Origin of the sequence: Dyella sp. EPa41 (assembly GCF_016586165.1) — a bacterium.
Classification (GTDB): domain Bacteria; phylum Pseudomonadota; class Gammaproteobacteria; order Xanthomonadales; family Rhodanobacteraceae; genus Dyella.
In genome coordinates this window covers 47129-60850 of the sequence record NZ_BCPR01000013.1, presented here as the reverse complement: position 1 = coordinate 60850, position 13722 = coordinate 47129, and the positions used below count along the sequence as shown (strand labels likewise).

The 13722-nt window shown below is 65.6% G+C and carries 13 protein-coding genes; 6 read left to right on the top strand and 7 right to left on the bottom strand.

The window, feature by feature from the left end; all coding sequences use genetic code 11:
* Positions 1 to 152: 152 nt before the first annotated feature.
* Together JMF82_RS06590 and JMF82_RS06585 are read right to left on the bottom strand one after the other, a co-directional pair.
* Complete coding sequence (locus JMF82_RS06590) at positions 153 to 1397, bottom strand: amino acid permease (protein ID WP_236585327.1); 1245 nt, start codon at positions 1395 to 1397, stop codon at positions 153 to 155.
* Positions 1398 to 1537: 140 nt separating this feature from the next.
* Positions 1538 to 2188 (bottom strand): rhomboid family intramembrane serine protease, encoded by a 651-nt coding sequence (locus JMF82_RS06585; protein WP_201313728.1) that lies wholly within the window; start codon positions 2186 to 2188, stop codon positions 1538 to 1540.
* A 444-nt stretch (positions 2189 to 2632) separates the two neighbouring features.
* Here JMF82_RS06585 and JMF82_RS06580 point away from each other — a divergent pair, with 444 nt between their 5' ends.
* Together JMF82_RS06580 and JMF82_RS06575 are read left to right on the top strand one after the other, a co-directional pair.
* Complete coding sequence (locus JMF82_RS06580) at positions 2633 to 4261, top strand: M28 family peptidase (RefSeq protein WP_201313727.1); 1629 nt, start codon at positions 2633 to 2635, stop codon at positions 4259 to 4261.
* Positions 4262 to 4309: 48 nt separating this feature from the next.
* Entirely contained in the window at positions 4310 to 4951 is a 642-nt protein-coding gene (locus tag JMF82_RS06575) for an oxidoreductase (RefSeq protein WP_201313726.1), read from the top strand.
* Positions 4952 to 5012: 61 nt separating this feature from the next.
* Here the strand turns inward: JMF82_RS06575 and JMF82_RS06570 are convergent, their stop codons facing one another.
* The 3 genes from JMF82_RS06570 to JMF82_RS06560 all read right to left on the bottom strand — a co-directional run bounded on the left by JMF82_RS06570 (position 5013) and on the right by JMF82_RS06560 (position 8206).
* The gene (locus JMF82_RS06570; RefSeq protein WP_201313725.1) at positions 5013 to 5723 is read right to left on the bottom strand and encodes a C40 family peptidase; all 711 of its coding nucleotides are present in this window, start codon (positions 5721 to 5723) and stop codon (positions 5013 to 5015) included.
* Positions 5724 to 5972: 249 nt separating this feature from the next.
* Complete coding sequence (locus JMF82_RS06565) at positions 5973 to 6689, bottom strand: YggS family pyridoxal phosphate-dependent enzyme (protein ID WP_201313724.1); 717 nt, start codon at positions 6687 to 6689, stop codon at positions 5973 to 5975.
* A 92-nt stretch (positions 6690 to 6781) separates the two neighbouring features.
* Positions 6782 to 8206, bottom strand: a complete 1425-nt coding sequence (locus JMF82_RS06560; protein ID WP_201313723.1) for a M20 family metallopeptidase — start codon at positions 8204 to 8206, stop codon at positions 6782 to 6784.
* A 216-nt stretch (positions 8207 to 8422) separates the two neighbouring features.
* Between JMF82_RS06560 and JMF82_RS06555 the strand changes: the two genes are divergently transcribed.
* From JMF82_RS06555 to JMF82_RS06540, 4 genes are all read left to right on the top strand, one after another.
* Complete coding sequence (locus tag JMF82_RS06555; RefSeq protein ID WP_201313722.1) at positions 8423 to 8761, top strand: helix-hairpin-helix domain-containing protein; 339 nt, start codon at positions 8423 to 8425, stop codon at positions 8759 to 8761.
* Between the two features lie 105 nt (positions 8762 to 8866).
* Positions 8867 to 9346 (top strand): SET domain-containing protein, encoded by a 480-nt coding sequence (locus JMF82_RS06550; protein ID WP_201313721.1) that lies wholly within the window; start codon positions 8867 to 8869, stop codon positions 9344 to 9346.
* A gap of 5 nt (positions 9347 to 9351) precedes the next feature.
* A complete protein-coding gene (locus tag JMF82_RS06545; RefSeq protein ID WP_201313720.1) occupies positions 9352 to 9891 on the top strand; it encodes a GNAT family N-acetyltransferase in 540 nt (179 codons plus the stop codon).
* A complete protein-coding gene (locus JMF82_RS06540) occupies positions 9888 to 10457 on the top strand; it encodes a HutD family protein (protein WP_201313719.1) in 570 nt (189 codons plus the stop codon). Before JMF82_RS06545 ends, JMF82_RS06540 begins: the two co-directional genes overlap by 4 nt.
* A gap of 32 nt (positions 10458 to 10489) precedes the next feature.
* Here the strand turns inward: JMF82_RS06540 and JMF82_RS06535 are convergent, their stop codons facing one another.
* Both JMF82_RS06535 and JMF82_RS06530 read right to left on the bottom strand, forming a co-directional pair.
* The gene (locus JMF82_RS06535; protein WP_307837954.1) at positions 10490 to 11392 is read right to left on the bottom strand and encodes a hypothetical protein; all 903 of its coding nucleotides are present in this window, start codon (positions 11390 to 11392) and stop codon (positions 10490 to 10492) included.
* Complete coding sequence (locus JMF82_RS06530; protein WP_236585326.1) at positions 11392 to 13602, bottom strand: M1 family metallopeptidase; 2211 nt, start codon at positions 13600 to 13602, stop codon at positions 11392 to 11394. The genes JMF82_RS06535 and JMF82_RS06530 overlap by 1 nt, the downstream gene beginning before the upstream one ends.
* Positions 13603 to 13722 lie beyond the last annotated feature (120 nt).

The following is a 13722-nucleotide window of genomic DNA, read 5'->3' as shown; positions in this document are numbered from 1 at the left end:
CTCTCCTACAAACAGAACGGCACGTCAGGCCGCCGCCGGCAGCGCCGCCATGCGGTCGTGCACGCCACACAGCCTGTACGCCACGCTGAGCAGCGCAATCCACGCCACGCCGACATAAAGCGCCACGCGCGTATCCGGGCTCACGCCCAGCATCACCAATACGAAAGCAAAGAAGGCAAGGCACACAGGGGGGTAAACGGCCACCAGCGCAGCCTGAATCCCGCCGGCGCCTCGCCCTTCAGGCGCATGCGGCGACGGAAGCTGTAGTGCGCCAGCAGCACCATGGTCCAGGTCCACACGGTGTTGAACGACAGGATCGACATCATCATGCCGAACACCTTGGCCGGCAGCAGGTAGTTGAGCAGCACGGCCAAAAGCAGCACCGCCAGCGTCGCGAGGATCGCGCGCAGCGGCACGCCATGCGCGTTGACCGTACCCAGCACCGATGGCGCCTGCCCCTTGGTGGCGAGGCTGTACAGCATGCGGCTGCCGCTGAAGGTGGTGCTGTTGAAGCCCGACAAGGCTGCCGTGATCACCACGAAGTTGATCAGTCCGGCCGCCTGTGGAATGCCCAGCTTCGCGAATGTGGTGACGAAGGGGCTGCCGTGTTCACCCAGGCCGGTCCACGGGTAGATCGCCATGATCACGAAGAGCGCGCCGACGTAGAAGATCAGGATGCGCCACAGCACCGAATTCACCGCACGCGGGATGGTGCGTTCCGGCTGCGCAGCCTCGCCCGCCGCGATGCCCACGGTTTCCACGCCACCGAAAGAGAACACCACCACCGGCAGCGCCAGCACCATGCCCATCACGCCGTGCGGAAACCAGCCGCCATGCGACCACAGGTTCGAGAGGCCGGTCGGCTGCCCGCCATTGCCCCAGCCAAGGAAGATGATGGCCAGGCCGCCGACGATCATGGCCAGCACGGTCACCACCTTCACCAGGGTGAACCAGAACTCCATCTCGCCGTAGATCCGCACGCTCAGCAAGTTGAGCCCGCCGATCATCAGCACGCTGCCCAGCACCCAGACCCAGCGCGGCCAATCGGGAAACCAGACCTGCATATAGGCGCCCACGGCGGTGGCTTCGGCCATGCCGACACCCACCATCAGCAACCAGTAATTCCAACCGGTGAGATAGCCGGCGAACGAGCCGAGATAGCGCTGCGCATACACGCTGAAGGAACCCGCCACGGGATCGTGCACGGTCATCTCGCCCAGCGCGCGCATGATGATGAAGATCATCACGCCGCCGACCATATAGGCAAAAAGAACCGACGGGCCCGCGAGCTTGATGGCATCGGCAGAGCCCAGGAACAGGCCGGCGCCGATGGCCATGCCAAGCGCCATGAAGGTGATGTGGCGCGGCGTGAGGCGGCGCTGGAGATGCTGTGTCATGAACGATCGGATGAATGCGTGGAATGGTTAAGGCGATGCGGGAGGAGCATCGCCGCCTGGCCCCAACGTATTTGAATCTCCAGCGATGGGGTGATGCCTTCCGTACATCGCGACGGCGTCGATACCCATCGGGCGTTGTCTTAACGCCAGAGCTGTCGCCTCGGCTTGACCGGCAACTTGCCGCGCCAGTACTGGATCAGCAGGAAGCCACCCAGCATGCCGCCCAAGTGGGCGAAATGCGCGATGCCCGACTGCGTGCCGGTGACGCCAAGCACCAGTTCAAACAGTGCGTACAAGGTGACGAACAGCCAGGCTGAAATCGGGATGGGCAGGAAGATCAGCATCATCTTCTCGTGCGGGAACAGCATGCCGAAGGCGAGCAGGATGCCGAAGATCGCGCCCGAAGCGCCCAGCGTCGGGTAGAACCCGCCGGTAAACCACTGCACCACTGCCAGCTGCGCAAGCGCCGCCATCAACAGGCAGACGAAGTAGTACACGATGAAATTGCGCGGCCCGAACACGCGCTCGATCTGCCCGCCAAACATGAACAGCGCGAGCATGTTGGAAAACAGGTGCAGGGTGCTGCCGTGCATGAAGGCATAGGACACCAGCTGCCAGGGACGGAAGCCGATCGATACCAGGCCTTCCGGCAGCTGGGCCACGCGATCGGGGCCCCAGGGCCATAGGGCGAAATGCAGGATCAGGGTATCGCCCATCACCTGTTGCAACAGGAAGACCGCCACGTTGGCGATCAGGAGGTTGCGCGTGACGGCAGGCAGGTCAAACGGCATCGGGGGCACTTCGGGGAGGCGGTTCCGGCAAGCGTAACCGCAGCGGGACGCGGCCGCCACGCTCACGCTCTCCGGGAACCGCGCCTTTCGCGCGAAATGAGGATGGCGATTCGTGCATCGTCGTATCCGGCGAGGTCGGCTTCCGAACACGGCACCGGGCTTTCGGCACGACGAGTGCGATCGGCGCGCCTCCGCCAGGCGAAGGCATATGGACGTCTATTTGAGGGGCGCATGCCACTGTTCGCCGGTTCCGCGCCGTCATGCCCCGCGATGGCGCATCGCCGCGGCCGCCACGGCGGCATCGACCACGCAAGCTGCGCGCAAGCCCTGGAATTATCGGTAATTTCTTGCGATCCGCCGCAAGATGCACGTGTGCCTTTCGGGACGTTTGAAGCAGGCGGACGACACGCTAGATTGTGCGTCCCGTACCGCCCAGGAACCACTATGCGTCGCCCATGGATGATGTTGCTGTTGGGCATCGCGCTGAGCGCATGCCAGCATCATCAGACAAACAACGGCACGGCGGATGCGTCGTCTTCGGATGCGGCCTTCTCGCCGGGCATCGTGCTCGATGACGTCGCCCAGCACATGAAGGCGCTTTCCTCGGACGAACTGCTCGGCCGCACGGTGGGCGGCGAGGCCGAGCAACGCACGACGCGTTATCTCATCCAGCAGTTCACGCGCATTGGCCTGGCGCCCGGCAACAACGGCGACTGGCTGCAGGCGGTGCCTTATGTGTCGGCGACGCTGCAGCACCCGGAGCAGGTCAAGCTTTCTATCCAGGGGGAGCGCGGCACGGCCGAGCTGGCCTTCGGCAAGGACATGGTGGTCGGTACCCTGGCGGAGCAGCCGCACTCCGCGCTGGAGGCATCGCCGCTGGTCTTCGTGGGCTACGGCATCGATGCGCCGGGCGAACAGTGGGACGACTACGCCGGCATCGACGTGAAGGGCAAGACCGTCGTCATCCTGGTCAACGATCCCGGCTGGGCCCGCCAGGATCCGCGGCTGTTCAAGGGCCGGGAATTCACCTACTTCGGCCGCTGGACCTACAAGCTGGAAGAAGCCGCGAGAAAGGGGGCGGCCGCCGCCTTCATCGTGCACGACACGGACGACGCGGGTTACCCCTGGTCCGTCGTGCAAGACGGCTGGTCGATCGCCCGACCCGATCTGCCGATGGCCGACGAAGGCGGGCAACGCCTGCCCGTGGCGGGCTGGCTCACCGCCGCTGCCGCACGGCAACTGTTCGCCCTCGCGGGGGCCGACTTCGATGCGCTGAAGAAGCAGGCGGCGGAGCGTGCCTTCAAACCCCTGCCACTGCATGCCACGCTCGGCGTCGCCTTCGACAGCACGATCCGCCGGGGCGAATCGCACAACGTCGTCGCACGCCTCGACGGCAACAAGCGCCCTGGCGAGGTGATCGTGTATTCCGCCCATTGGGATCACGTGCCCGCCACCGGTGAAGCACCGCAAGGCACGATGGACAATGTCGCCGGCCTCGCGGGCCTGCTGGAGATCGCCGAGGCGTTCGCGCATCGTGCGCCCAAGCCGCATCGTTCCTTGCTCTTCATCGCCACCACGCTCGACGAGACCGGGCTCATCGGTGCGCGCTACTACGTCCGGCATCCGCTGGTGCCGCTGTCCAGTACGGTGGCCGATATCAACCTCGACCTGCTGCCCACGGACGGCCCGGCCAGCGCACTGGCGGTCATTGGCTTTGGCCAGTCGCAACTCGATGACTACCTGGCTGACGCGGCGCATAGCCAACGACGCAAGGTCATGCCTGACGTCGAGCCGGAAAAGGGGCTGTTCTTCCGCTCCGACCAGCTGAGCTTCGCGCGTGCCGGCGTGCCCGTGCTGTACGTGCGCTCGGCCGCCGCCCAACCGGATGCGGGCACGGACTACGGCGTCCCGGCGTCGCTCGATCGCTACAACCCGCGCCGGGATCTCTCAGGCACCGTGGAGGATGCCCGCGCACTGTTCATGGTGGGAAGCCGGCTGTCGATGGAAGACAGCTATCCGCAATGGAAGCCCGGCAGCGATTACCAGCGGCCGCAAAGCATGCGCGGGCTTTGAACACGCCCTCCAACGGCAACACAACTTCCCCCGCCGTAGAATGCCGCCATGAGTGCTTCACCACGCCAGGTGCACATAGCGGGCGCGACCGGACTCACCGGCCAGTGGGTGCTTGCGCTGCTCCTGGATGATCCGGAGGTGGAGCGCGTGGTCGCCCCGACCCGCCATCCGCTCAGCCCGCATCCCAAGCTGGAAAACCCGGTGGGCATGGTCAGCCATCTGATCTGCCAGCTTCAGGGTCCGGTCGACACGGTGTTCTGCTGCCTGGGCACCACCATCCGGCAGGCCGGCTCGCGCGAAGCCTTTCGCATGGTGGATTACGACCTGCCGCTGATGCTGGGCAAGCATGCGCTCGCGCTGGGCGCACGCCATTACGTGGTGATCAGCGCGCTGGGCGCCAACCCGGCCTCGCGCCTGTTCTACAACCGCACCAAGGGCGAACTGGAGCTGGCCCTGCAGAAGCAGAATTGGCCGCAACTCACCATCGTGCGCCCGTCATTGCTGCTTGGCGCGCGGCACAAGCCACGCCTGGGCGAGGCGTTCGCCGCGCCCTTCTCACGCATCCTGCCCGGCCGCTGGCGAGGCATCGAGGCCTCCACCGTGGCCTGCGCGATGCTGCGGCTCGCCAAGACGTCCGGCGAAGGCGTGCGCATCGTGGAGTCGGACCAGCTCCAAGCGCTGGGCCATTGAAGCCGGGCACAAAAAAAGGCCGCCCATCGGGCGGCCTCTGACTGACGGACACGCTGGATGATCAGCTGCTGCGGGCAAGTGCGTCGGGACGCTTGGCGCCGGCGAAACGCTTGGCCCAGTAGGACTCGTCGAGGCTGTCCACGCGCACGGTCTTGCCACGCGACGGCGAATGGATGAACTGGCCGTTGGCGATGTAGATGCCCACGTGCGAAATGCGACCCTGGCCACGCTTGCCCGCGGTACGGAAGAACACCAGGTCGCCCGGCTTCATGTCGCCGCGGTTGACCTTGAGGCCGGCGAGGAACTGCGAGGCGGAATTGGTCGGCAGGTCCAGGCCCACGGCGTGGGCGAACACGTAGCGCACAAAGCCGCTGCAATCGAAACCGGTGGAGGGATCACGACCGCCACGCACGTAACGGATGTCACGCAGCTTCATGGCCAGGCTGATCAGGGTCTTGCGCAGATCGGACGTGTCGTTGGCGAGCGAGGCGACGTTGTCCACGCCATCGCCCGGCATGCCGTCGGCATCCAGATCGTCTTCTTCGATGGCCCAGCCCGAGGGCTTGGACTTGGCCTGCACCGGCTGAGCCGGGAGCGCCGCCTGCGTGAGGCTGGCCGCCGGTGCGAATACGGCGAGCTGACCCATCAGGTTGGGAGCGAGCGTGGCAGTCGGCGTATTGGCCTGGCCGTTGAGCGGCTCGGCGAAAAGCGGAAGGGACGTGAGCAGTGCACCAGCAAGCGCAGCGGCAGCAAACAATCGCTTCGTTGGCATGTGGGACAAATCCCTTTGCAGTTCGTGGAGTTATGTCGTCGGCGGGTGCCGTTGACGTGATGGCCATGTGAACTTAGCAAAGGGATATAGGCCGTATGTTCGATCGAGGTTAACTGAACTCTATCGTTTCGAAACTTGGCACGGCCCATGCATTTCGTGCAACTGGCTGATTCATAAAGACAAATAGTCAAAATGTGATTACTTTTTGACCAATTAGTGAACTAATTATTCAATTCGGTTCCGTATGTTTCAGACGTGCGTCACATCCCGGCGGCCGAAGATCGCAGTCCCGATGCGGACCTCGGTGGCCCCCTCCGCGATGGCCAACGGGAAGTCACCGCTCATGCCCATCGAAAGCCTCGACAATTCATGGCCTTGCGCGTTGGCGGCATCGCGCAGCTGGCGCAGTTGGCGGAAGCACGCGCGCACTGCCAGCGGGTCGTCGGACTGCACGGCCATGGTCATCAGCCCACGCACGCGCAGGGTTTCGTAGGCACGCAAGGCGTCCAGGAAGGACGGCAGTTCAGCCGGCGACAAGCCCTGCTTGCTCTCTTCCGGCGAGGTCTTCACTTCAACCAGCACGTCGATCGCACGACCCTCGATGGCCAGGCGCTTGTGCAGCGCTTCGGCCAGCTCGATGCGGTCGAGCGACTGCACCTCGCTGGCGAGACGCGCGACGTCCTTGGCCTTGTTCGTCTGCAGGTGGCCGATCACCACCCACTCGATGCCTGCGCCCGCCAGCGCGTCGGCCTTGCTGCGGACCTCCTGCACCTTGTTCTCGCCGAAGCGCCTCAGGCCCAGCGCCATCGCGGCGCGCACGACCTCCGGCCCGAAGGTCTTGCTGACCGGCAGGATCGACACGTCCGATGGATCCCGGCCGGCATCGCGGCAGGCGGCATCGACGCGCCCGCGCACCGATGCCCAGTTGGCGGCGAGATAAGCGTAGTCGCTGGAAGCATTCGTCATCGCGGATCGCCCGGCAGGTGGCTGCGCAGGCATCGGCGGCGCTACGCGGCGAAGAAGGAGCGGCCCCGGCAACCGCCGGGGCCACAGGGAGCTCAGCCCTTGGCGCCCTGCGCGTAGTGGCGCGCCACCACGTCGGCCACCACCATCGACACCTTCTTGCCGGTGGGGATGTGCAGGAACTCGTTCGGGCCGTGTGCGTTGGAATGCGGACCGAGCACGCCGGTGATGAGGAATTGCGCCTTCGGGAATTTCTCGCCCAGCATGCCCATGAACGGGATGCTGCCGCCCTCGCCCATGTAGGCGGCCGGCGTGCCGAAGTAGGTCTGCGAGGCATGGGCCACGGCGTCTTCCAGCCACGGCGAGAGCTGCGGCGCATTCCAGCCGCTGCCGTCCTTTTCCAGCTTGAAGGTCACCTTGGCGCCATACGGCGGATCCTTCTCCAGCAACTGCTTGACGAACTGGCCGGCCTTCGCGCCCGACAGCGTCGGCGGCACGCGCAGGCTGAGCTTCACCGCCGTCTTCGGGCGCAGCACGTTGCCGGCGCTTTCCAGCGGCGGGAGGCCATCCGCGCCCGTCACCGCGAGTTGCGGACGCCAGGTACGGTTGAGCACGAGTTCGGTGAGGTCTTCGGTGACCGGGTGCATGCCTTCGACGAACGGGAACTTGTCGTAGATCGCCGTGCCCAGCACCTCTGCCGACTTCTTCGCCTGCTCGACGCGCTGCGCCGGGATGTCGACGTAGAGTTCCTTCGGCTTGATCGTGCCGGTCTGCGGATCCTCCAGGCGGCTCAGCAGGTCGCGCAGGATGCGGAAGCTCGACGGCACCACGCCGGACGCATCCCCGGAATGCACGCCCTCTTCCAGTACCTGCACGGTGAGCTCGCCACCGGTCATGCCGCGCAGCGAGGTGGTGAGCCACAGCTGGTCGTAGTTGCCGCAGCCCGAATCCAGGCATACCACCAGCGAGGGATTGCCGATGCGGTCGGCGAGATGATCGACGTAGTACGGCAGGTCGTAGCTGCCCGATTCCTCGCAGGCTTCGATCAGCACCACGCAGCGCGCGTGCGGAACGCCCTGCTCGTGGAGCGCCAGCAGCGCGGCCAGCGAACCGAAGATGGCGTAGCCATCGTCGGCGCCGCCACGACCGTAGAGCTTGTCGCCCTTCAGCACCGGCGTCCACGGGCCCAGGCCTTCGGCCCAGCCGGTCATTTCCGGCTGCTTGTCGAGATGGCCGTACAGCACGACGGTGTCGTCGCCCGTGCCCGGCACTTCGATATAGATGAGCGGCGTGCGGCCTTCCAGGCGCACGACTTCCAGCGTCGAGCCGGGCAGCGACGACAGCTTGCTGCGCGCCCAGGTCTCCATCAGTTTCACCGCGGCATCCATGTAGCCGTGTTCCACCCACTTGGGATCGAACATCGGCGACTTGTTCGGGATGCGGATGTACTCCACCAGCTGCGGCACGATCTCGTCATCCCACAGTCCGCTGATGAAACGGTTGAGGCGAGCGGTATCCATGGGCGACTCCTGCAGCGAGAGGAAAGCGCCCATTGTATCAGCGCAGCCGAGAAGCCCGCCGGGACACCCACATGGCATCCCTCCCTCGGCGTACACAGCTGCCGCGTCATCCCTCATGCAGCCGTGGCCATCGGACTACTGCCGGATGCCCGGCACACGGGCAGAGTCGCTGCGCGGTCCAAAACGGAGGCCGCTTCAAACCATAGGGAGCATCAGATGCGCAACAAGATCGCCGCCGTACTCATCAGCCTGGCCATGGCCCTGCCCGCCTTCGCGGCCACGCCGGTGAACGTCAACAAGGCCGACGCGGACACCTTGGCCAAGTCGCTGGACGGAGTCGGCCACAGCAAGGCCGAGGCCATCGTGGCCTGGCGCGAGGAGCATGGTCCCTTCAAAAGCGTGGACGACCTCGGGCAGGTAAAGGGCATCGGCCCGGCCACGCTGGAACGCAATCGCAATGCGATCCTGCTGGACGATGCACCGGGCAACAGCAAGGCCGCCAAGCCGGCTGCGCCCGCCAAGGCGAAGCTGGCCGCCAAACCCTCTGGCGAATAATCAAACCTATCAGCCACTTGCGTTTAGAAAAGCACTCCGGTCGGGTCTGGCACACCCGACCGGATGGGCCTACACTCGGCCGCCTTGATGTAGGTTAGAGGCGACATGATCGTTCCGCGTTACCGCATTGCCGCGTCGGAAATCGCCGGGGCGGGTCAGGGGCTATTCCTGGAAGAAGACGTTGCGACGGGACAGATTGTCACGGCGCCGGATGCCATTGACCGCACCTACCGCTATGCCGAACTCGTGGGTTCGCCGGAGCTGTCCGCGCAGCTCTACGCCAGCGCGCGCTGGTTCGAAGACCGCTACACGGTGTCTCCCGACTGGCCCGACGAGTGCTACATCAACCACAGCTTCGAACCGACCGGGCTGTGGCATCTCGGTTTCGTGTTTGCCACGCGCGACCTGCCGGCAGGCACCGAGATCACGGTGGACTATCGCCACCTGTTGCCGCCCGGCGAAGAAGAAGCCTTTGTCGATACCGCGACCGGACGCAGGATTGTCGGCCTGCCCTGGATCGAGAGCCTCGCCACCAGCACGCACGCCCTGGCTGCCCTGCTGGCTGGCACCCGACTTGCTTGTTGAAGACCATGATCGATATACCCGTCATCGAAACGGCGCGCCTGCGCCTCACCGCTCTCGCCGAGCGGCATTTCGAGGATTACGCCTGCATGCTCGCGGACCCGGCCAGCACCCGCTGGATCGGCGACGGGCAGCCGCTGGACCGTACCAATGCCTGGCGCTCGCTCGCCATGCTGATCGGTCACTGGCAGTTGCGTGGCTACGGCATGTGGGCGTTGGAGCTGAAGGACACCGGCGAATTCATCGGCCGCGCCGGCCTGATGCGCCCCGAAGGTTGGCCTGACCTGGAACTGGGCTGGATGCTCAAGCCGCAGTTCCGCCACCACGGTTTCGCCACCGAGGCAGGCAACGCCATCCTGGATTTCGCCTGGCACGGGTTGAACGCGCAGCGCGTGATCAGCCTGGTCAGGATCGGCAACGACGCCTCCGACCGCGTGGCCGAAAGGCTGGGCGGCGAGCACATCGAGGACATGGATTTCTTCGGCGCCCACAACCACGTCTTCGCGTACTACCCGCCGCTGCCCGAGAAGCGACGCGCCTGGGCATGAGCCAGCTCAATCGCCTCCCGTCGGAAACGCTTCAGACACTGCCATGTGCCGATGGCAGCGTCACGATTACCGAGGTGGCCAGCAGTTCCCCGGGCGACGATTGGCAATGGCAGCTGACCCTGGTCGATATCGGCCGGGACGTGGAATTTCCGGCACATACGGACATACGCAGGCAGTTTGTGCCGTTGGACGCCGCCGTCTCCGTCAGCTTTCCCGATGGGCGCACCCTGCACCTGAACCGGTTCGACCTGGCCCATTTCGACCAGGCGAACGACCCGGGCGATTGCCGCCCCGAGGCGCCCACCCGCTCGTTCAACCTGAAGCTGCGCAACGACACCCAGGGCGAGCTCATCGTGCGCCCCTTGAACGGCACCATGGTGCTGCTCGCGCCCGGCGGCTGGCGCTGGTTCGTGCTGCTGCTGTCAGGCCAGGCCAAGGTGGTCGCCGACCATCGCACGCACGACCTGCTGCAGAACGACATGCTGTGGATCGACCCGATCCCCGGTCATCCGGTACGGATCGAAGGCGGCGGGGAAATCGTGCTCGCCAGGCTGCCGATCCTCTGATGCGGCATCGTCGCCCGCTTGCGCCGGCGACGTCAGAAGCCCGAACGCCTCGCTCCACCCAACGAACGCGCCACCTCGGCCAGCGCGAACAGACGCGCGATGCGCATCCATCCGAGCACGACCACCACCAGTGCACTGAGCGCGAAGCCCAGCAACAAGCCTTGCGCGCCTACGGCCAGCGTATGGGCACGCGCCAAACCAGCCGACAACGCCAGCGCAAAGCCGACCAGCGTGACCAGCAGGTAGGCGAACAAGGTCGAAAACGGGCGGCGCAACACCTGCAGCAGCCCGCGCGCCATGGCGACGGACGCCGAGCGCAACGATGCATCGGCGATGAAGGCGGCACGCGCCGACTCGACCCAGGCCTGCGCGAGGACGATCACCACGCCGGCGCACCAATACGCCGCATGCTGCGCGGCCATCGCGCGCGACTCGAGTACCGCGGCGTCGGCCGCATCGTCGGCCTTGTCCAGTCCCAGCTGCACCAGGTAACCGGCCGCCACGTACGGCAGCGCGGACCACAGCAGCAAACGGAACATGCGCCCGTACTCGGCGAGCCCGCCCTGCAGCAGCGCGCCAAAACCCAGCGCACGCCCCGCCCTGCCGCTCGCCATCACCATGCCGTTGAGCCACGGAAGCAGCAGCAAGGCAAGCAACAAGCTGGCAGCCAATGCGCCATGGAACATGGCGTGTTGCGGAACCAGCGCTTGCAGCACATCGCCAAACATCATCATGTCGAACTGCTGCGCCCAGGCACGGGCGTGCGTGGAGTGGTTCAGCAGCGCGCCCAGCGCTTGCAGCAACGGCAGCGCGGCCATGGCCACCGGCAAGAGCAGGAACAACACCCACAGCAGCAACAACCGCCACTGCAGCGCCGAGAACAACGCGCCGAACACATCGCCGAGGTCGACCTGACGGGAGCTCTTGTAGGCCATCACAGCGTCACCAGGAATGCGTAGAAGGCCTGCAGCACGGCGGCGGCATCGGCCGTCCAGCGCCGCGAGGCGGAAGCGTCGGATTTCACCGTGTGGCTGTCGTTGAGCTTGTTCGCATCCAGCTGGATCGTCTGCTCGCGATCGAGTTCGGCCGACACCACCCTGGTGGGACGCGTGAACACGAAGCGCGCCCAACGGCGATCGTCGTCCCAGCGCACGTCTTCGTGGCTGCCATCGGCGAACGTCACGCGCAGCACCTGCGGTACCGGCACGCCTTCACGCACGACGGTCACCGTGCCGCGCCACAGGAACGGGCCAGGCCCGCTGTCCTTCGCGCCGGGATGCGATGTCTTCCACGCGTCGCGCTGCTTTTCCGCCTGTTCATCGCGATCGTCGCTGGAGAGTTCCACGCGCTGGCCCTGCTTCACCCAGCTGCCGGCCTGCGGCGTCACTTCCTGGTTGTCGATGGCATCGACGCGATCGTCGATGTGCGCCGTGCCATAGACGAACTGATCGAAGACTTCGTTCACCGCGCGCGCGTTGCCCGACACATCGACCAGCGTCTTGCGCAGGTCCGCCACCGACGGGTGACGGAAATGCCAGCGCCGGTAGTATTCCTTGAAGCCGCGCTCCATCACGCTCTTGCCCAGGCGCTCCTCGAGATCGCTCATCGCCACCGCCGTGCGCGAGTAGACCGTGCCATAGCTGGTGCTGGAGTACCGATCCCAGCTGTTCTGGCCGAGCGGGTCGTAGGGCCTGGACAGCCCGGCGTAGATGCGCTCCGCCTGGAACACGTCCGTCGACGGCGTGATGCCTGCGCGGCGCAGCCACGGGCTGGGCGTGAGGATGCGCTGGTTGCGCTCGCGCAACATGCGGTTGTCCCAGTACTCGTTCATGCCTTCGTCCAGCATGGGTTCCTCGAATTCGTTCGAGGCGAGCAGGCCGTAGAAGTAGCCATGGCCGAACTCGTGGATGGTGACGAAGTCGATGTCCCACTGGTCGGACGTCTGGCTGTCGATCGTCTTGTAGCCTTCCGCGGTGAAGAACGTCGGGTACTCCATGCCGCCCGCTTCGTCCGCGTTGTACGGCGGCACCACCGCCGTGACGGTGCGATACGGATAGGCACCCAGCGTGTCGGAGAAGTAGGTGAGCGAATCGGTGGTCGCCTTGAGCACCGGCTGTGCGCTGGCGATGTATTCCGGCGGATAGATCACCCGCACGGCGACCTTGGGGCTGCCCGGCCCTTGCCAGGTCGTATCCAGCGTCTTGTAGCCCTTGGCCGCCACCCACGCGAAGTCGTGCACGTCGCCCTGCACGAAGTGATAGGTGGTCTTTCCTCCGGCCTGCTCGGGCTGACCCTGCGATTCGCCGACCGCGCCCACGGTGTAGTCGGAAGGCACCGTGAGCCGCACGTCGAAGCTGCCGAAGTCGGCGTAGAACTCGCTGTTGAAATGGAACTCGTGCACGTTCCACTGCACCTGCGTGGCACCGCGCTCACCGGGCAGCTCCAGCACGCCGATCTTGGGGAACCACTGGCCAACCAGGTTGAAGTTGCCCCACCAGCCCGTGCGTTCCACCACGCGCGGCAACTGGCTGATGAAGTCGATATCCAGCGTGAGCGTGCCGCCAGCGGGCACCGGCTCGGCGAGATCGATGCAGGCCACGGTCTGGTCGGTCGCGGGGCCGTCGTCCGGATGCACGAAGCTCCATTTCAACGCGGCGCCGCCCTGCTGCACGCTCTTGAGGTCGATCCATCCCCATTCGCCCTTCTTCAGCGCGGCGGCGCCACGGGAATGCCCGTGCGCGGTAAGCACGCTGCGCTCGGTGAAGAAGGTGCTGCCTTCGTTCTGGAAGGCATTCAGATACAGGTGCAGGTAGATGCGATTGACCGGCTGGCCGCTGCGGTTGCGCCAGGTGAGCTGCTCGGTGCCGCTGACGCGGTGCCTGGCTGCGTCGAGTTCGGCATCGATGCGATAGCCGACCACGCGATCGGAAAGCGTCGGTTCGTTGCCGCTGCGGATGCCACCCCATGCGTCTTCCGCACTGGGCTCGTGAGGTGCGGCGGCATGCGCCTTCACCAAGGGAATCAGGGGCGGCGGCGTGGTCACCACGACAGGTGCTTCTTGTTGCGCGAATGCCGCCCAGGGCATCACAAGGCACCACGCCACGGCCAGCCAGCGGCCGTGCCTGCTTTCCCTCGACATCACCATGCTGCCCTCCCCCAAGGATCGCCCAGACTGAGGCATGGGTGCGCGGGCCTCCTATAGGCCAAAGGTCATGGTCTGCGTTCGCAAAACGCAGCGGTGAAGCGGTGTTCCGCGATGCATCCA